Below are 18,647 nucleotides of genomic sequence, written 5' to 3' on the forward strand. Positions count from 1 at the left end.
CGCGCAGCCGTCCGAGGGCATACCGCCTTCCGGGAGTCACCCTTCCTGGCCGCTGAGCGCCGCTGCGGGCGGTGGAGAACCACCCGCACCCGGACAGGCCCCGCCCAAGTCGTCACGGGCCACCGCCGCTCCACATCCCGACCGGCACTCCCCGACCACGGTGCGCCGAACTCGTGAAGGGCCGCGAAAGTGCGGGAACGCACCGTGTCCACCGCACCGGCCCGTTGCCCGCCGAGAGTGGTTCCGGCCCGCCATTCCGGCGGACCGGCCCGGATTCCGCCGCTGCTTACCGTACGGTCGTCTTGGCGCAGCGCGGGAGGGGACCGCATGACGACCACGGGCGGTTGGGGCGCCGGGCGGTGCAACGAGCTGTCCGGCCCGGTGATCGGTGGCGCGCTCCAAGCAAGTGAGGTGCACGGCGGCGTCCACTTCCACCAAGGCGTGCCCGAGCCGCCCGTCCCCCGGCAGCTGCCCGCCGCGCCTGCCCACTTCACCGGTCGCGCGGAGGAGCTCGACGAGCTGGACGGCATGCGGGCCGAGGACGGGCGGGTGCTCGCCGTGCTGTGCGGCCCGGGCGGGGTGGGCAAGACGGCACTCGCGCTGCACTGGGCGTACCGGCACCGGTTCCCCGACGGCCAGCTGTACGTCGACCTCGCGGGCTTCAGCGGCGGTGAACCGGTCACACCGGACGAGGCGCTGGGGCTGTTCCTGCGCGGTCTCGGCGTGCCGCCGGAGCGGGTGCCGGCCGAGCCGGCGGAACGAGCGGCGCTGTACCGGTCTCTGACGGCCGAGCGCGACCTGGTGGTGCTGCTGGACAACGCCCTCTCCACCGCCCAGGTCCGCCCCCTGCTGCCCGCCTCGCGCGCCGGCGCCGTCGTCGTCACCAGCCGCAGCCGGCTCGCCGGCCTGGTCGCGGAAGGCGGGCGCCTGCTGGACGTCGGCCCGTTGAGCGCCACCTCGGCGATCCGGCTGCTCGACCTCGCCGTCGGTGGCGCGCGGGTGGTCCGGGAGAGCGCCCCGGCCCGCCGGCTGGCGTCGATGTGCGGCGGTCTTCCGATAGCCCTCCGAATCGCCGCCGCGCGACTGGTCACCCGCCCGCGGTGGTCGGTGGAACGGGTGGTGGCCGAGCTGACCGACGAGCGCGGGCGGTTGGCCGTCCTCACCGCCTCGCCCGAGCTGTCGGTCCGCAGCACGTTCGACCTCTCCTACCGTGCCCTGAGCCCGACCGCCGCCGCCCTCTACCGACGCCTCGCCCTGCACCCCGGGCAGGACTTCAGCCCCTCGGTGGCGGACGCCGTGCTCGACGACCCCGCACCGGGCGCACTCGACGAACTGGTGGAGGGCAGCCTCCTGGAAGAGGTGCGCGAAGACCGCTACCGCTTCCACGACCTCGTCCGGCTTCACGCCCGCGACCAGGTTGAAGCGGGCGAGCACACCGTGGCGCTGCGCCGGATGCTGGAGTGGTACCTGGCCGCCGCGTCGGTCGCGGACCGGGCCGTCACTCCCTACCGCAACCGGTTGCCCTACCGGTTCACGGCCGAGCCCGCGCGACTCCCGACGTTGGACCGCGCGGCGGCGCTGGCGTGGCTGGAGGTCGAACGGGCGAACCTGATCGCCGCGGGGAAGGCCGCCTTGGACCACGGCTGGTCGGAGCTGGCGTGGCAGCTGGCCGACGTGATGTGGCCGTTGCTGTTGCACCACAAGCACTACCAGGACCGGCTCGAGATCGACGACCGGGGTATCGCGGCGGCTCGCCGCTGGGGTGACCCGGTCGCGGAAGCGGTCATGCTCAGGCGCCGGGGCATGGTCTGCACGACGCTGGGCAGGTACGCCGAGGCCGAGAAGCACTTGAAGGCGTCGGCGGCCTGCGCGTCGAAAGCCGGTGACCGGCGCGGCACGGCGGACGCACTGGAGATGCTGGCGCTGCTGAACCTGAACCAGGGGCAGCTGCCGGAAGCCTTGGCTCAACTGGAAGAACTCGTGCAAGCCAACCGCGAGTCAGGCGCGGACCGCAGCCTCGGGCTCACCCTGATCCACCTGGGTGGCGCCCTGGGTCGTGCCGGGCGCGCGACGGAAGGCTTGGCGGCGTTGCGCGAAGCGGTGGCGCTGTTCGACGGGCTCGCCGAGCCGGACCCGTACAACCGGGCGCGCGTCACGGTCGCACAGGCCCGCCTCCTCCACCAGGCCGGCGACCCGGAGGAGGCCACCCGCGTCGGCACGCGGGCGTTGGCGGACATGCGCGACCTGGGCTCCGACGCCGGCGCGGCCGAGGCGCACGAGGTGCTGGCGGAGGCTTCGGCCGACCCGGCCCGTGCCGCCGAGCACTGGCGGCACGCCTTGGACCTGCTGACCCGGCTGGGTTCCCGTCGGGCGGAGGAGGTCTCAGCGAGGCTCAAGCCGCCCGCAGGGTGACGGCTCGACGCGGTGCCGGTCGCACCACAGCGGCAACCCGTGCCGGCGCAGCACCCCGAAGCCGAGCCGTTCCACGCGCCACGCCCACAGCGTCCTGACCACCGACCGCCACACCCCCTCCTCGGCGAGGCACTTCACGTACCCACCCACGAACACCGCCACGTCACCGTCCGCCGCCACCGCCACGACCCCGTCGTCGGCGACCCCGATCGCGAGGTCCGCGAACGGGTTGTCCCGCAACGAGGACCGCAGCACCGCCACGTCCACCGTAGATCTGACCACCACGTCGACGAGGGCCGAGCGCTTCACAGCGACACCACCGGAACCGGCGCCGGCGCCCGGTGCCGACCGGGTTCGGGCAGGTTGAGCAGGCGGTACGCGGCACGCCTCAGCTCGGCGCCGGACCGCCCGGGGCACGACGTGAGCCGGTCGCGGACCTGCTCGGCCAGCGGTTCGGCGGTGCGCGCCGCGTCGGCCAGCTGGTCCGCCACCGGTCGGTCGAGGTCGAGCCGGGGTGCGACCCGGCGCAGCAGCTCCTGCGCCGACCCGTCGCCGAGGACAGCGCTCATCGGGGGGTCGGCGAGCACCACGGGCGTGCCGATCGCCGCCGCGTACACCCCGACCGAACCGTGGTCGGCGATGACGTGGTCGGCCGCGATCACGACCGCCCGCCAGTCCACCTCGGGCGGGACCACGAGGAGCCCGGCGTCCACGCACTCGGCCAGCCACGCGGTGATCTGCCTCGGTCCGTGCGCGTACCAGCCGGCCGGGTGCAGCATCGCGGCCACGGTGAACCCCTGCCCCGAAAGCTGCTCCAACAACGTGGGCAGGAGGTCCTCGAACCGCGCGAACAGCGAGTCCAGCCCCCAGGTGGAGGTGACGACCAACAGCCGCTCCTCCGGCACCACCCCCAGGGCCGCCCGGTAGTCGGCGCGCAGCGGCAGGCTGGTCACCATCCGGTCGTAGCAGGGGTCGCCGGCCACCACCGCGACGTCCAGCGCCTCGGGGCACTGCCGCCGCAACACCTCGCGCTGGTCCTCGTGCGACAGGACCAGCGCCGCCGGGAGCACCTTCCCGTCGTGCAGCAGCCGCTGCGCGTCCAGTCCGTAGACCTGCGGTGATCCCGTGACGGATACGGATTTGCCGAACCCCGCTCCGTGCGGAATCACCAGCAGCGGCGCGTGCACGTGGTGCAGCGAACCATAGGACGCGGCCAATGCGAGGTCGAACCGCTCCCGCGTCGCCTGCTGCCACGTCAGCACGACCCCCCTCGTGGACCGCAGGAAGTCGGCCACGCCCGTGGCGAACGCGTCCGGGGCCTGGCAGAAGGTGACCTGCACCCGCGTGTCCGCCTCGATCAACTCCACGGCCTCCAGCAGCCGCTGCCCGCTGGCAACGGTGTGCACCACCGCGAGCACCTGTCGGCACTGACCCCTGGTGATCCACCGAGGAGCGTCGATCCCGACCGGTGCCGGCAGCCATTCCGCGTCCGTCATGCGGTTCCCCCTTCCACTCCGGTGCGCTCAGCCTCCGATGGGGGTTTGCCGGTGAACTTGCAGTCGGCTTGCACCACCGGCCGCCGGGGCCGATCGCAGCCGGTGGTCTTCCCCGAATTGGAGCAATACAAGTGAGACGGCTGCGGAATCGTCCCGCAGTCCCGCACACTGTGTTCCCAAGGCGCCCGCCGGCGAAGGGAGGCGCTGGTGGAATTCAAGATCCTCGGTAAGACCAGATTACACATCGACGGGAATGATTTCGAGCTCGGCTCGACTAAACAACGAGGCGTCCTGGCAATGCTCCTGTACTACACCGGGAGCCCCGTGCCGATAAGCCGGATCGCGTCGGCGCTGTGGCGGGCGGATACGGCCGCCGACGTGCGCGGCAAGCTCCAGCCTCTGATCAGTCGCCTGCGCGGCGTCCTGACGAAGTCCGGTTCAGGAGGTCGGATACGCAAGGAAGGTGAGGCGTACCGCCTGGAACTGGACGCCGGGCTGGTCGACTACCACCGTTTCCGCAGATTAGCGGAGGAAGGGCGGGCAGCCGCTGCACAGAATGATCATGCAAGCGCCAAAGTATTGCTCTCGGAGGCTCTCCGCCTGTGGCAGGGAAAGCCCCTCCAGGAATTGGAGGGGACGTGGGCGGACCATTGCCGCGACCAGATGGAGACCTTCGACCGGCTCACCGCCCAGCACGCTCTGCTGGACGCCCGGCTGCAACTGCGCGAACACGCCGAGGTGCAGGGCGAAGCGGGCCGGCTCACCCGGGAGCACGACTTGGACGAGAACTTCGCCCGCCTCTACCTCCAGTCGCTGGACGGGTTGGGCAAGTACGCCAGGGCGCTGGACTTCCACGCGCGGTTCTGCGCGCACCTGTTCGAGGTGACCGGCGGGGAGCCCGGCCCGGAGCTGCGCCGCGTCTACCAGGGCATCCTGCGCAAGCAGGCCGGCACCGGCCCGGCCGGGGGCACAGCCCGTCGAACGCCGCGCGACTTGCCCCGGGACACCAGGAACTTCACCGGGCGGGCGGACCTCCTCGCCCAGCTGGACGGGCTGCTCGACAGCGGTGCGCACGGGCAGGTCGTCGTGCTGCACGGGATGCCCGGCATCGGGAAGACCCGGCTGGCGACCTACTGGGCACACCGGCGCCTCGACCGGTTCCCGGACGGCCAGCTCGTGCTCGACCTCCAGGGTTTCGGCCCCGGCAACCCGCTCGCCCCGGACGATGCGCTCGGCATCCTGCTGGCGAGGGTGGACACCGGGCCGGTGCCTGCCACCCGGCAGGAACGCAGAGCCCGGCTGCGCAGGCTGCTCGACGGGCAGACCGTGCTGCTGCTGCTGGACAACGCGAACGACGACAACCAGGTGCGCCCGATTCTCGACGCCACGACCCCGTGCTTCACCGTCATCACCAGCCGCACCCAGCCGTTCGAGCTGCCGGTGCACGACGACGCGCACGTGATCCACGTGCCGCCGTTGACCGCGGCCGAATCCGAAGCCCTGGTGCGTGCGGTGATCGGTGCGGACCGCGTCGGCCAGGATCCCGCAGCCGTGCGCGAGCTGACCAGCCGCTCCAACGGCCACCCGCTGGCGCTGAGGATCGTCGCCCACCACGTGGCCCTCCGACCGGACGTCTCCGTCGCGAACCTCGTCGACGACTTCAGGAGCCCCGACGGACTGGGGGTCCTCGGCTCGTCGGATGACAACGATGACGACCACGGCACCCTGTCCGCCGCGTTCTCGTGGTCCTACCGCGCTCTCCCACCCGTCGCGGCCAGGCTGTTCCGATTACTGGGCCTGCACTTCACCACCGACTTCAGCCTCGACGCGGCGAGCGCCCTGCTGGGCGAACCGCTCAGCACCACTACCCGCCTGCTGAGCGCGCTCGCGAGGGCCAACCTCGTCCAGTACCGGACCATGCGCCGCTTCCGGCTCCACGACCTGCTGCACGGCTACGCGGTCGAGCTGATCCGCCGCGAGAACGACCGGCCCGCGCAGAAGGCCGCCCTCGCCCGCCTGTTCGACCACTACCTGGCCACCGCGACCGCGGCCAGTCACCGCCTGAACCCGGGTATCCGGCCCGTGCCACCGCTCGAAGGTCTGCCGGCGGTCACCCCGTTCGACGCCGATCGGGACGCGCTCGACTGGTTCACCCGCGAGCGCGCCAACCTCGTCGCCGCCGTGCCCCGCGCGGTCGGCCAAGGCTTCCCCGAACGCGCCTGGCGGTTGGCGGCCAACGTCCACGAGGTGTTCGACCGCTTGGGCCACTACGAGGACCTGCTGGTCTGCCAACGCGCCGCCCTCAAGGCCGCGATGGTGCTGCGCGACCGGCAGGCACAGGCCGGAATCCTGGCGGACACCGGGACCGTGCACTTCCGGCTTCGGCAGTACGACGAGGCGACGCAGGCGTTCGAGCAGTCGTCGCGGATCGCGCGGGAACTGGACCTGTCGGAGATCGAGGCCGTCGCTGTGCACAACCTCGCGAACGTCCACCTGAGACGCGGCCGGGTCGGTGAGGCGGTCGAACTGCTGGGCAGGGCGCTGGAAACCGCGCGGGCGCTCGGCGAGCCCGGCATGGAGGCCGCCACGCTCGAGCAGCTGGGGCTGGCGCACCGCCGGATGGAACGCGATGACGCCGCATTGGGGTACTACACGTCGGCCCTCGCGATCTGGGAGAACCTAGGCAATCTGCGGGGTCAGGGCACCACCCTGACGAAGATCGGCTGCTTGTTGCACGAGCACGCGCGACACGACGAGGCCCTCCAGCGGTTGGCCGCCGCGCTGGCGGTGAACCAGGCCAGCGGCGACCGGTCGAAGCTGGTCGAAGCGCTGGTCGCCAAGGCCGAGACGCACTACGACCTCGGGCAGTTCCCCGACACCATCGCCTGCGCGGAACGCGCCATCGACCTGAGCGCCGATGCCGAATCGCCCGAGGACCGCGCCCGGGCGCTGCACATCGCCGGCCACGCGTTCGTGGCGGTCGGCGAACCGGCAGCGGCCCAGCGGCACTGGGAGAACGCCGCCGCGCTGCTGGGCGGGGCGGACAGCTCCGACGGCATCGTGCTCCTGGAGCACCTGGCCGGCCTCCGCGAGGCGGAACGGCGCATCCCCGACCCCCGCGAGTCGAACGCGCAATTGATCAAAGCCTCTACCGGAGAGACAGCATCGTCCGCTAACCTCCACTCTCAGTCTCACCCCACATTCGAGGTTCATTCACCCGGTCCAGTCACCCGCGAGGTACCCACCGCTGGGTTGGCCCATCCCGAACGGGTGGCGCTTAAGCCTATTCACCAAGGTGAAGAAGACCCCCCGTTCTCTTAGATTCCACACCCCAGGGCACAATGCCCGAGTGCTCTGCAAACGATCTTTGATGTCCGCGGTGGCGCTGGTGCTCGTGCTCGGCGCGTCCGGGATCACCGCTCCTGCGGCCTACGCCTGGCCGACCATGATCACCAAGAGTGACGGGACAGGGGCCCCCATGAAAGCCCGGTAAGAGCGCCACACCTCCGTGAGAGAGGCCCTCGGCGGGCGACACCGGTCGCCCGCCGTAACCCCGCTCAGTGTCACCCGAAAGCGAGCGCGATCCGGCGGTCGGCCAGCAGTCGGGTCTGCCGCACGTCCTCGTCCACCCGGAAGTCCGGGGTGCGGTCCAGCCGGTCGTAGGACTTGGCCAGCAACCAGTGCGCCGCCTCCGCGCCCATCCGGGTCAGCGGCCCCTGCTCGGCCAACCGCAGCCGCGTCACCTCGACGTCCCGCGTCACGAACGCCTTGCGCACCACCCCGCCGGTCAGCTCGTCGATCAGGAACACCATCGCGTGCTCCTCGGCGAACCGGTAGGTGCACAGCAGCGCCAGGTACCCGGCGTCGAGCGACCGGTCGCAGATCCAGGCGCCGCCGGTGGTCAGCACCGGGCCCAGCGCGGGCACCGCCCGGGCCGCCCACTCCCGCGGCCGTCCGGTGAGCGCCGCCGCCAGCACCCTCAGCAGCCGGTCGTTGCGGTGGCTGGGCAGCGACACGGCGTGCTCGATGACACCGGCCCAGAACGCCTCGTCGGCGACCACGTCGGACACGGCGCTGCTCACCGTCAGCTCGGCCTCCAGCGGGTCGACCACCTGCGGCAACCCGCGGCACCGGTCGACGGCGCGCCGCTGCGCCGGGGTCAGCAGCGCGCCCGTCGGGCGCCGCACCACCGCGATCGGCCGCCGCCGCTGGGAACGCTGCGTCTTCCGGCTCACGGCGCGAGGCTGGCACGTCGCGCGCCGCACCGGCCGCAGCGACACCGCGGCACGGGGGAGAATCACCCATCGTGGACTCTTTGCGGGAGGCGATCCGACGGGCTGCGACGAACCGCCGCGCCCCGATGCCGCGCACCGCCGGCCTGACGCCGACCGAAGTGGACGGTGCGGTGCACGCCGTGCTGGACGAGACCCTGAACCACCTGTGGGACCACGGCTGGCTGCCCGTGGACCTGTACGAGATCGTGAAGCGCAACGCGGACGAGCGCGCGCTCTCGTTCGTGGTGGACGCGTTGGCGCGCTGCACGTCCCGTTACGAGGCGCTGCACCCCCGCTGGACCGGGCAGCTGGCGGAGATCGGCGCGGCGGTCTGGTGGGACGAGTCGGAGCCCCACCTGGCGCAGTGGGCGGTCAAGCACATCGAGCTGCCCGACGACGCGGTGGCCGTCGTGGTGGACCTGCTGGGCGTCCTGGTCCCGCTGCCCGCGCTGCCCACGATCGTCCCCCGCCCCGGGACGCCGCTGGCGCACATCACCCACCACAACGTCGACCCGAAGATTCTCAAGCGCGTGCGCTCGCTGCTGGCCAAGGCGGAGTCGACCCCGTTCCCCGACGAGGCCGAGGCCCTGACGGCGAAGGCCCAGCACCTGGTGACCCGCCACGCGCTGGAGCGGATGCCGTCCGAGGCGCCCACCACCACGTCCCTGCGGCTGTGGCTGGACAAGCGCTACTTCGACGGCAAGGCCCAGGTGGTGCACGTGGTGGCCGACGCCAACCGCTGCCGCGCGGTCGTCTACGACCTGGGCTTCGTGGCGCTGGTGGGCGAGGAGCTGGACCTGGAGATCGTCGAGCTGCTCTCGGCGTCCCTGCTGGTCCAGGCCACGCGGGCCATGGTCGCGGCGGGCGAGGGCGCCCGCAAGGGCGACGAATCGCGGTCCCTGGCCTACCGCAAGTCGTTCCTGCTCTCCTACGCGCACCGCGTCGGCGAACGCCTGAAGGCGGCCAACGCGCCCCCGGACGACGACCGGCTGCTGCCGGTGCTGGCCGACCGGAAGCGCGCGGTGGACGACCTGTTCACCACCCTGTTCACCCGGACCACGACGAAGTCCACGCCGATCCGCAGCGCGGCGGGCTGGGACGCGGGCCGCGCGGCGGCCGACCGGGCCGACCTCGGCGTCGACCACCCCTGAGACCGGTTGCGACCGGGCGGCGCGGGGGCTGCGCGCCGGGGTGGGCCATCATGGCCGGGTGCCGAAGCTGGAGACCACGGACGACGTCCGGGCCAGGATGAGCAAGCAGCGCTCGCGCGACACGGAGATCGAGGTCGCGCTGCGCCGCGAGCTGCACCGGCTCGGTCTGCGCTACCGGGTGCACCGGCGCCCGGTGCGGTCCGTCCGCCGGGAGGCCGACGTCGTGTTCGGGCCCGTGAAGGTCGCGGTGTTCGTGGACGGCTGCTTCTGGCACGGCTGCCCGGAGCACGGCACGTGGCCGAAGCGCAACGGCGACTTCTGGCGGGCCAAGATCGAGGCCAACCGGGCGCGCGACGCCGACACCGACGAGGTGCTGGCCCGGGAGGGGTGGCTCGCCGTGCGGGTGTGGGAGCACGAGGACCCGGTCGCGGCGGCGAGTCGCGTGCGGGAGGCGGTGCTGGCGCGCCGGGTGGGCTAGCCTGACCGGTGTGCTGTCCATGATCGACCTGTTCGCCGGCTGCGGCGGCATGACCTCCGGGTTCCGGTCGGCCGGCGGGTACCGGCCGGTGATGGCGGTCGAGTGGGACCTGCACGCGGCGGCGACGTACGCGGCCAACTTCGGCGAGGAGCACACCTTCTGGTCGGACATCGCCTCGATCCCCAACCGGCGGATCCCCCGGGTCGACGTGATCGTGGGCGGCCCGCCGTGCCAGGGCTTCTCGAACCTGGGCTCGCGGGACGTCAACGACCCGCGCAACTCGCTGTGGCGCGAGTACCTGCGGTTCGTCCGCGAGGCGCGGCCGAAGGTGTTCGTGATCGAGAACGTCGACCGGTTCCTGACCTCGACGGAGTTCGCTCTGCTCCGGGCCGAGACCGAAGGCTACGAGCTGAGCGCGGGCATCCTGCTGGCGACGGACTTCGGCGTGCCGCAGCGCAGGCGGCGCGCCATCGTGATCGGCTCCCGCGTCGGGCCCATCCCGCTGCCGGCGCCCACTCACCCGCACGAGCGGCGGCACACCGTGCGCGACGTGCTGACCGGCCTGCCGGAGGTGCCCTCGACGACGGCGCTGCCCAAGTCGGTGGTGGAGTTCTTCGGCACCGCGCTGCCCGGCCGGTACAAGAGCCCGGAGCTGCACATCGGCCGCAACCCGACCCCGCTGTCGGTGGAGCGCTACCGGCACATCCCGCCCGGCGGCGGGCGGTTCGACCTGCCCGAGGCGCTGCTGCCGCGCTGCTGGCGGGAGAAGAAGACCGGCACGACGGACGTGATGGGCAGGATGCGCTGGGACGAGCCGTCCCTGACCATCCGCACGGAGTTCTACAAGCCGGAGAAGGGCCAGTACCTGCACCCGCAGTGGGAGCCGGGCCGGTACGGCCACCGCGTCGACCGCCCGATCACGCACCTGGAAGCGGCGCGGCTGCAGAGCTTCCCGGACGACTTCGAGTGGTGCGGCACGAAGATCGAGGTGGCCAGGCAGATCGGCAACGCCGTCCCGCCGTCGCTGGCCAGGGCGATCGCCGAGCACCTGAAGCCCTACCTGACCGGCGCCCCGCCCAGCGCCGCGAAGTGCCCGCTCTGCGCCTGAGCGCCGACCCCCCGGGACTGTCGTACCCCCGGTCTACCGTCATCGCCATGACGACCACCACGTACGAAACCCGGACCCTGATCGGCTCGACGACCTACCACCTGCGGGCCTCCGCCGACCCCGAGCTGTTCCTGGAGGTGGCCGGCACGGACACCTCCGGCGCCCTCGTCGCGGAGGGCAACCTGCGCCTGCCCGCGGGCGCGGGCAGCGGCGTGGGCAAGCTGCTGAGCCAGGTGCTGGACGCGCTGGGCAAGCTCGGCGCTCCCCCACCGGGCTCGGGCCGCCCGCGCCCGGCCAACGCCAACCAGCCCTGGTCCGGCCGGCTGGACGAGGACCTGCGCGCCACCTGGCTGGCCGCCCCGCCGGGCACCTCGTCCACCGACCTGATCCGGGCCATCGCGAAGCAGCTGGAGCGCTCGGCGACCTCCATCCGCTCGCGCCTGGCGCGGGTCGGCTGCGACCCGGACGTGGCGGGCCGGCCCCTGGCCCCGGAGGCGGCGCGCCTGCTGGGGGTTCAGGGTCGGTATCAGGGCGAGGTCGGGGGAAAGCCCGATTCGGTCCAGGTGGGCGAGGGGTGATGCTCGTGGTGAACACCCAGTAGCGAGGAGGGGGACCTCACGTGGAGATCACCGGCATCATCTCGGCCCTGTTCATCGGTCTGGTCATCGGCGGCCTGGGGCGGCTCGTCGTGCCGGGCAGGCAGCGGGTCTCGCTGCTGACGACCACCCTGGTCGGCATCGCGGCGGCCCTGGTCGGGACCTTCGCGGCGTCGGTCCTGGGCGTGGCCGACACCGGTGGCGTCGACTGGCTCGAACTGGCTCTCCAGGTCGGCCTGGCCGGCGTCGGCGTGGCCGTCCTCTCCGGCCGCGCGAAGGTCCGCCAGCACCAGTAGTCCCCTGCACCGGCAGCCCGCTGCACCGGCAACCCTCCGCACCGGTAGCCCGGCAGCGCCTGTTGCCGCTGTGCCTGTTGCCGCTGTGCCAGTGGCCGCTGTGCCGGCAGTCCGGCCGCGCCGGTAACCCGCTGCACCACCACCGCGCCGCACCCGGCGCGCGGACTCCGCACCCGCCCCGCGGCGTCCGCACGCCGGTCGGCCGGTCGGGTGCACGGCCCGGTGCGTCCCGGGCGCGACACCGACAACCGCCGGTCCGAGCCCGGCCACGCCGAGCAGGCGTGCGACACAACAGAATCCAGCGCGGCGGAGTGCCCCGGTGCCCGGCCGGACCGGCCGCGCAGCCCGCACCTAGAGTCGTGCCCGTGTTGGTGCTGCACGGCCTCGCCACGGCCGATGGTCGGGTGGGGTTGTGGGCCGAGGACTCGCGCCTGCCGGCCCGGGTGGCGGGGCGGCTCCCCCGGGCGGCCGTGCACCACCCGTTCGCGGTCGACGGCGAGACCCTGGCCAGGCTCGTCGCCGGCACGGCGGGCATCGGCGACGGCGCAACCCACGCCGATGCGACCCACGCCGACGCCGGACCTCCCGACGCCGCTGGGGCGGACGCCAGTGCCGGTGAGGCCGCTACCCGCAACGGTGGGGCGGACGCCAACGCCGCCGGGGCGGGCACCGACGCCGCTGAGGCGGGCACCGGCGAGGGCCCGACGGGCGGCGGCGATCCCGGGGCCGGCCTGAGGAGCAGCTCAGGGGCTGGGTCTGCGGTCGGGCCTGCAGTCGGGCCTGCGGTCGGGTCCGTGGACGCGGTCGTGGTGCGGCTGCCGTCCTTCGCCTCCGGCCCGGTCGAGTCGCCGGAGCTGGTGCGGGACCCGATGGTCCGCGTGCCGTCGCGGCGGGGAGCGGTGCGGTGGCGCGGTTGGCTCGTGCCGGTGGTCTGGGTGGGCAGGCGGTGGCCGTCCGACTTCCCGGGCGGGCGGCTCGGCGCGTCGGCCAAGTACCTCCGGGACGTGGCGGCCTTCGCCGAGGACCTGGTGGCGCGCGGGCGGGTGCTGCCGGATGTCGACGGTGAGCGGCCGGCGGCGCGGTGGCGGGCGGCTCTCTCCGGAGTGGACGCGCTGCGGCACGCCGGCCTCCGGGCCGGTATGCCCCCCTCGTTCCGCGCGGCGGAGAGCGTTGTGGGAGGCGGCGCGGAAGCCGCGGCGACCGGCGGTGCCGAGGTGGCCGGGGCCCTGCTCCGGGGCGTGCTCGATTCCCTTGTGGACGCTGAGGTTCGGCGGCGGCTCAAGGGAGTGCGGACCGACGGCCGTGGCGCGACCGGTGGCGGCGGTGCGACCGGTGGCGGCGGTGCGGTCGGTGGCGGCGCGAACAGCGGCGGCGCTGGTGGTGCTGGTGCGACCGGTGGCGGTGATACCGCCGGTGGGACCGGTGCCGCCGGTGGGACCGGTGGCGGCGATGCCTCCGGTGGTGCCGGTGCGGCCGGTGACGCCAGTGCCGCCGGTGGCGGTGGTGCGGCCGGTGCGGCCGGTGGTGCCGGTGCGGCCGGTGGCGACGGAGCGACCCATGGTGACGGGCACGGTGGGGCGGGTGCCGGTGGCGTCGTCGGGCGGTGGCTGGCTGCGTTGGCCGGGTCTCCCGACTTCGAGGCCGGGGCGGGTGAGGTCGGCTCGCTGCGGTCCGCGGTGGCCGGTTGGCGGGCCGGTGCGGAGAGCACCGCTCGGGTGCGCACCTGCTTCCGGCTGAGTTCGCCGGAGCAGGGCGGTCCCGGCGACGACGGGTGGCGGGTGGAGTTCCTGCTCCAGGCCGTCGACGAGCCCAGCGTCCTGGTGACCGCCGCGCAGCTGTGGCGGCGGCAGGACGCCGTGCTGCGGCGGTGGGTGGCCCGGCCGCAGGAGCTGCTGCTCGGCGACCTCGGGCGGGCCGGCCGGCTCTACCCGGCGCTGGACCGCGCGCTGGCCGAGCGGAGGCCGACCGGGCTGGAGCTGGACACCGACGGGGCGCACGAGTTCCTGAGCCACGCGTCCCTGCTGGCGCAGGCCGGGTTCGGGGTGCTGCTCCCCTCGTGGTGGCGGCAGCCGCGGCAGCTCGGGCTCACGCTCACCGCCGGTCGGGCCGGCACGACCGGGGTCGTCGCCAAGGAGGGCGAGCTGGGCCTCGACGCCCTGGTGGACTACCGCTGGGAGCTGGCGCTCGGTGACGAGCGGCTGACCGAGGCCGAGCTGTCGGCGCTGGCGAAGGCCAAGTCGCCGCTGGTGCGGCTGCGCGGGCAGTGGGTGCACGTCGACCGGCGGCGGCTGGCCGAGGGGCTGGCGTTCCTCGCCCGCGGCGGCGGGCGGATGCCGGCCGCGCGGGTGCTGCTGCACTCGGGGCTCGGGCTGCACGACGCCGACCTGCCGCTGCCGCTCACCGCGGTGCGCGGTGAGGGCTGGTTGGGCGACCTGCTGTCCGGTCGGGTGGAGCACCGGCTCGAACCGGTCGAGGTGCCGGCCGGGCTGACCGAGACGCTGCGGCCCTACCAGCACCGGGGCCTGTCCTGGCTGGTCTTCCTGGACCGGCTCGGGCTGGGCGCCTGCCTCGCCGACGACATGGGGCTGGGCAAGACCGTCCAGTTGCTGGCGCTGGAGGTCTACGCGCGGCAGCACGGGCGGCGGCCGCCGACGCTGCTGGTCTGCCCGGTGTCCGTGGTGGGCAACTGGCAGCGGGAGGCGGCGCGGTTCGCGCCCGGTCTGCGGGTCCACGTGCACCACGGGGCCGACCGGTCGACCGCGGAGCTCGGGCAGGGGCACGACCTGGTGATCACGACCTACGCGGTGGTGGCGCGGGACGTCGAGGCCCTGGCCGGGGTCGGCTGGGACCGGGTGGTGCTCGACGAGGCGCAGAACGTGAAGAACAGCGCCACGCGGCAGTCGCGGGCGGTGCGGGCGCTGCCCGCCCGGCACCGGGTGGCGCTGACCGGGACGCCGGTGGAGAACCGGTTGGCGGAGCTGTGGTCGATCATGGACTTCGTCAACCCCGGCGTGCTCGGGACCGCCGGCACGTTCCGCGCGCGGTTCGCCGTGCCCGTCGAACGGCACCGCGACGAGGACGCGGCGGTGCGGCTGCGGCGGATCACCGGGCCATTCGTGCTGCGCCGGCTCAAGACCGACCCGCGGATCGCCGCCGACCTGCCGGACAAGATCGAGGTCAAGCAGCTGTGCACGCTCACCGCCGAGCAGGCTTCGCTGTACCGGGCGGTGGTCGACGACATGGTCGCGCGGATCGCCGAGGCGGGGGGCGTCCAGCGCAAGGGCCTGGTGCTGGCGACGATCTCGCGGCTCAAGCAGGTGTGCAACCACCCGGCGCAGCTGCTCGGGGACGGCTCGCGGATCGCCGGGCGGTCGGGCAAGGTGGCTCGGCTGGAGGAGGTCCTGGACGAGGCGCTCGCCGACGGCGACAAGGCGCTGTGCTTCACCCAGTTCACCGAGTTCGGCGCGCTGGTCGTGCCGCACCTGGCCGCGCGGTTCGACACCGAGGTGCTGTTCCTCCACGGCGGGACGCCCCGGAAGGCGCGCGACGGGATGGTGCGCCGGTTCCAGGCCGAGGGCGGGCCGTCGATCTTCGTGCTGTCGCTGAAGGCCGGTGGCACGGGCCTGAACCTGACGGCCGCGAACCACGTCATCCACCTGGACCGCTGGTGGAACCCGGCGGTGGAGGACCAGGCCACCGACCGGGCGTTCCGCATCGGGCAGCGCGACCACGTGCAGGTGCGGAAGTTCGTGTGCGTCGGCACGGTGGAGGAGCGCATCGACCGGATGATCGAGGAGAAGCGCGGGCTGGCGCAGCTGGTGGTCGGCGCGGGTGAGGACTGGCTGACCGAGCTGTCCACCGACGAGCTGCGGGAGCTGTTCGCGCTGTCCGGGGAGGCCGTCGGTGAATGAGGGCCGCTCCGCCCAGGCCGGCGGGCCGACCGGGTTGGCCGGCGGGCCGACGGGGTTGGCCGGCGGGCCGACGGGGTTGGGCAGCGGGCCGACGGGGTTGGGCAGCGGGGTGCTCGGGCCGGCCGGCGGGTCGACCGGGCTGGTGGGCGGACCCGGCGGGTCGGTGCAGTCGGCGCAGTCGGTGGAGGGGTGGGCATGAGCGGTCGGCACGGGGGGCGCCCGGCGACGCGACCCGTTCGGGTCGAGGGTGGGCTCACGTTGCGCAGCAAGCGCGGTGACGTCGCGCGCACGTGGTGGTCGCGGCGGTTCATCGGGGTGCTGGAGTCGTTCGGCATGGGCGGGCGCCTGGAGCAGGGGCGGTCGTACGCCCGGACCGGGCAGGTGATGAGCCTGTCGCTGTCCACCAGCCTGGTGGTGGCTCTGGTGGCGGGGGCCGGGCCGCAGCCGTTCCGGGCGCGGATCGGTGTGCGGAAGTTCGACGACGACGACTGGCGCCGGATCGAGCACGCCTTGGCCGACCGGGCGGTGTTCGCGGCGAAGCTGCTCGCCGGCGAGATGCCGCCGGAGGTCGAGGAGGTCTTCGCGGAGCTGGGGCTGACGCTGTTCCCCGAGTCGCCGCGCGGGATGACCATGGACTGCACCTGCCCGGACTGGGAGGTGCCGTGCAGGCACCTGGCGGCGACCTGCTACCTGCTCGCCGAGTCGTTCGACACCGACCCGTTCGAGATCCTGGCGTGGCGCGGCCGGTCCCGGGAGGACCTGCTGGACCGGCTGCGGGACCTGCGCGACGCCGCGCCAGGCGCGGCACCCGACACCGGGCCCGACACCGGCCCACCGCACGGGGAGGAGGCCGCGCCTCCTCCGCAGGAGGACCCGGCCGCGTTCTGGCTGCGCCCCGAGGCCCCGGCCGTGCCGGAGCCGGAGGAGCCCGTCGCCCGGCGGCCTGACGCGATCCTCGACCAGCTCGACCCGCTCACCGTGGCCGGCCGCTCGGTCACCGACGAGCTGCGACCCCTCTACCGGAGGATCGCCGAGCCCCGGCTGCCGACCACCCGGCCCTGAGCCGGTCCACAGCCAATCCCGGACCGTCCTGGGCCAGTCCTGGGCCAGTCCTGGGCCAGTCCTCAGCCCATCCCGGGCCGTCCTGGGCCGGTCCTCGGCCCATCCTCAGCCGGTCCTGGGCCGGTCGGCGGCACTCCTCGCCGTTCGCGGCGAAGCCCGGCCGAGGGCGCCCCGCCGCCCGGCGAAGGGAGCCGGTCCTCCGGTCACCGCGCCCGAGGAGCGCCGACCGGGGAGACGAGGCGAGCCGCCACCCCGGTGGGGGTGGCGGCTCGTCTACCCGAGTTGTGAAAACCCCGGTACCAGGTCAGAGCGGTCGGACCGTCTGCGCCTGCGGGCCCTTCTGGCCCTGGCCGATCTCGAACTCCACCCGCTGGTTCTCTTCCAGGGTGCGGTAGCCGTTGCTCTGGATCTCCGAGTAGTGCACGAACACGTCGGCGCCACCGTTGTCCGGGGAGATGAAGCCGAAGCCCTTCTCCGCGTTGAACCACTTGACGGTGCCCTGAACTGCCATCTTGCTACTTCTCCTCTAACAGGTGCCGGATCGCGCTTGCGACCACCGGGTCAGCTAGGGCGACGGCCCCTCCTGGCGGAGAAAGTTCGGCGCCCGCAACTCCGTTCCGCGAGCGTGGTGGAACACGAACACAGAATGGTACGACCGAAGACAGTGAACCACGGGAGACCGGTAGCAGTCGAGCGGCTGAGCGCGGCGAGTCGCACTGCTACGGTGGGCGAGGACGCGATCACAGGGGGTCTGCCATGCCGGAGCCGGTGCCGCCGCACGTCGCCGCGTCGCTCGCCACGCGAGCCGTCGCGAGCCTGAACGAACTCGTCCGGGTGAAGTTCGCGGGTGACCCGGCCGCGCTGGCCGCGCTGCTCTCCGCCGAGGGGGCGGCGCCGGACTCCCCGCAGGTCAGGGCACTGAGCGAGGTGCTGGGCCGGGCCGCGGCGGCGGACCCGGCGTTCGGCGAGGAGCTGCGCCGGCGGGCCTCCGGGGCGCAGCCCGGACGGGTGACCAACCAGGTGTCCGGCACGGTCCACGGCAACGTGGTCCAGGCCGGCGACATCCAGGGCGGCGTGAACTTCAAGTAGGCCGACCGGGGGCCGCCGTCGGAGTGAAGATGGTGCGGTGTCGTCGACGCTCCACCTGCCCCAGGCCCGGCTGCTGTTCTTCCTGCTCGGCCTCGTGGTCACGTTCGTCCTGATCAGGATCAGCGTGCGGTTGATCCGCGCCAACGTGCGCTGGTGGCCGGGCAACATCAAGCCCGGCGGCACGCACATCCACCACGTGGTGTTCGGCACGGTCTTCCTGCTCGTCGGCGGCGTGACGGGGCTGGCGGCCCCGGACGACGAGCACGGGGTACGGGTGTCCGCAGCGGCGCTGCTCGGCGTGGGCGCGGCCCTGGTGCTCGACGAGTTCGCCCTGATACTGCACCTGCGCGACGTGTACTGGTCCAAGGACGGCCGGCTGTCGGTGGACGCGGTGTTCCTGGCGATCGGCATGACGGGCCTGCTGCTGCTCGGCGCGCGCCCGCTGGGCTACGACGAGTTCTACGGCGAGGGTCGCTGGCTGCGGGTCCTGCTCGTCCTGGTGCACCTGGGCTTCGCCATCGTGGCGCTGCTCAAGGGCAAGGTCTGGACGGGCCTGCTCGGCTTGCTGGTGCCGGTGCTGCCGGAGATCGGGGCGCTGCGGCTGGCCCGGCCGGGGTCGCCGTGGGCGCGCTGGCGGTACTCCGAGGACTCGCGCAAGCTGCGCCGCGCCTACCGCCGGGAGGCCCGGATCAGGCAGCCGCTGATCCGGGCGAAGATCCGCTTCCAGGAGTTCATCTCGGGCCGGCACGACGACGAGTGACCCCGTCGCGGCGC

The 18,647-nt window shown here is 73.5% G+C and carries 16 protein-coding genes; 12 read left to right on the forward strand and 4 right to left on the reverse strand.

The annotated features are described in order from the left end of the window. The first annotated feature begins 327 nt into the window (after positions 1 to 327). Positions 328 to 2,412 (forward strand): ATP-binding protein, encoded by a 2,085-nt coding sequence (locus JOE68_RS09800; protein ID WP_204841999.1) that lies wholly within the window; start codon positions 328 to 330, stop codon positions 2,410 to 2,412. Here JOE68_RS09800 and JOE68_RS09805 read toward each other — a convergent pair. Both JOE68_RS09805 and JOE68_RS09810 read right to left on the reverse strand, forming a co-directional pair. Next, a complete protein-coding gene (locus JOE68_RS09805) occupies positions 2,383 to 2,721 on the reverse strand; it encodes a hypothetical protein (protein WP_204842000.1) in 339 nt (112 codons plus the stop codon). The two genes, JOE68_RS09800 and JOE68_RS09805, sit on opposite strands and share 30 nt — an antisense overlap. Beyond that, the gene (locus tag JOE68_RS09810; RefSeq protein WP_204842001.1) at positions 2,718 to 3,821 is read right to left on the reverse strand and encodes a hypothetical protein; all 1,104 of its coding nucleotides are present in this window, start codon (positions 3,819 to 3,821) and stop codon (positions 2,718 to 2,720) included. The genes JOE68_RS09805 and JOE68_RS09810 overlap by 4 nt, the downstream gene beginning before the upstream one ends. A gap of 294 nt (positions 3,822 to 4,115) precedes the next feature. Between JOE68_RS09810 and JOE68_RS09815 the strand changes: the two genes are divergently transcribed. After that, the gene (locus tag JOE68_RS09815) at positions 4,116 to 7,229 is read left to right on the forward strand and encodes an AfsR/SARP family transcriptional regulator (RefSeq protein WP_204842002.1); all 3,114 of its coding nucleotides are present in this window, start codon (positions 4,116 to 4,118) and stop codon (positions 7,227 to 7,229) included. A 242-nt stretch (positions 7,230 to 7,471) separates the two neighbouring features. Here the strand turns inward: JOE68_RS09815 and JOE68_RS09820 are convergent, their stop codons facing one another. Then, positions 7,472 to 8,143 carry a hypothetical protein gene (locus JOE68_RS09820; protein ID WP_307819607.1) on the reverse strand — a complete coding sequence of 224 codons (672 nt, stop codon included), beginning with the start codon at positions 8,141 to 8,143 and terminating at the stop codon, positions 7,472 to 7,474. Between the two features lie 71 nt (positions 8,144 to 8,214). Here JOE68_RS09820 and JOE68_RS09825 point away from each other — a divergent pair, with 71 nt between their 5' ends. The 8 genes from JOE68_RS09825 to JOE68_RS09860 all read left to right on the forward strand — a co-directional run bounded on the left by JOE68_RS09825 (position 8,215) and on the right by JOE68_RS09860 (position 16,784). Continuing rightward, a complete protein-coding gene (locus tag JOE68_RS09825) occupies positions 8,215 to 9,333 on the forward strand; it encodes a DUF2786 domain-containing protein (protein ID WP_204842004.1) in 1,119 nt (372 codons plus the stop codon). 97 nt (positions 9,334 to 9,430) lie between these two features. Then, positions 9,431 to 9,811, forward strand: a complete 381-nt coding sequence (locus JOE68_RS09830; RefSeq protein ID WP_204846018.1) for a very short patch repair endonuclease — start codon at positions 9,431 to 9,433, stop codon at positions 9,809 to 9,811. A 19-nt stretch (positions 9,812 to 9,830) separates the two neighbouring features. Then, on the forward strand, positions 9,831 to 10,919 hold the full coding sequence (locus JOE68_RS09835) for a DNA cytosine methyltransferase (protein WP_204846019.1): 1,089 nt from the start codon (positions 9,831 to 9,833) through the stop codon (positions 10,917 to 10,919). 47 nt (positions 10,920 to 10,966) lie between these two features. Beyond that, a complete protein-coding gene (locus JOE68_RS09840) occupies positions 10,967 to 11,497 on the forward strand; it encodes a hypothetical protein (protein ID WP_204842005.1) in 531 nt (176 codons plus the stop codon). Between the two features lie 41 nt (positions 11,498 to 11,538). Next, complete coding sequence (locus JOE68_RS09845; RefSeq protein WP_204842006.1) at positions 11,539 to 11,811, forward strand: GlsB/YeaQ/YmgE family stress response membrane protein; 273 nt, start codon at positions 11,539 to 11,541, stop codon at positions 11,809 to 11,811. Between the two features lie 365 nt (positions 11,812 to 12,176). After that, positions 12,177 to 15,722 carry a DEAD/DEAH box helicase gene (locus tag JOE68_RS09850; RefSeq protein WP_307819608.1) on the forward strand — a complete coding sequence of 1,182 codons (3,546 nt, stop codon included), beginning with the start codon at positions 12,177 to 12,179 and terminating at the stop codon, positions 15,720 to 15,722. Further along, on the forward strand, positions 15,715 to 15,921 hold the full coding sequence (locus JOE68_RS09855; RefSeq protein ID WP_204842007.1) for a hypothetical protein: 207 nt from the start codon (positions 15,715 to 15,717) through the stop codon (positions 15,919 to 15,921). The genes JOE68_RS09850 and JOE68_RS09855 overlap by 8 nt, the downstream gene beginning before the upstream one ends. Positions 15,922 to 15,980: 59 nt before the next feature. Beyond that, positions 15,981 to 16,784 carry an SWIM zinc finger family protein gene (locus JOE68_RS09860; protein ID WP_307819609.1) on the forward strand — a complete coding sequence of 268 codons (804 nt, stop codon included), beginning with the start codon at positions 15,981 to 15,983 and terminating at the stop codon, positions 16,782 to 16,784. Between the two features lie 304 nt (positions 16,785 to 17,088). Here JOE68_RS09860 and cspE read toward each other — a convergent pair whose 3' ends face one another. Next, on the reverse strand, positions 17,089 to 17,295 hold the full coding sequence (gene cspE, locus JOE68_RS09865; protein ID WP_053717138.1) for a transcription antiterminator/RNA stability regulator CspE: 207 nt from the start codon (positions 17,293 to 17,295) through the stop codon (positions 17,089 to 17,091). 245 nt (positions 17,296 to 17,540) lie between these two features. On the opposite strand from cspE, the gene JOE68_RS09870 reads away from it, so the two are divergent. Beyond that, complete coding sequence (locus tag JOE68_RS09870; RefSeq protein WP_204842009.1) at positions 17,541 to 17,873, forward strand: hypothetical protein; 333 nt, start codon at positions 17,541 to 17,543, stop codon at positions 17,871 to 17,873. Positions 17,874 to 17,910: 37 nt separating this feature from the next. Then, positions 17,911 to 18,633 carry a hypothetical protein gene (locus tag JOE68_RS09875; protein ID WP_204842010.1) on the forward strand — a complete coding sequence of 241 codons (723 nt, stop codon included), beginning with the start codon at positions 17,911 to 17,913 and terminating at the stop codon, positions 18,631 to 18,633. Positions 18,634 to 18,647 lie beyond the last annotated feature (14 nt).

The organism is Saccharothrix algeriensis (assembly GCF_016907655.1).
In the GTDB taxonomy this organism is placed as follows: Bacteria; Actinomycetota; Actinomycetes; order Mycobacteriales; family Pseudonocardiaceae; genus Actinosynnema; species Actinosynnema algeriense.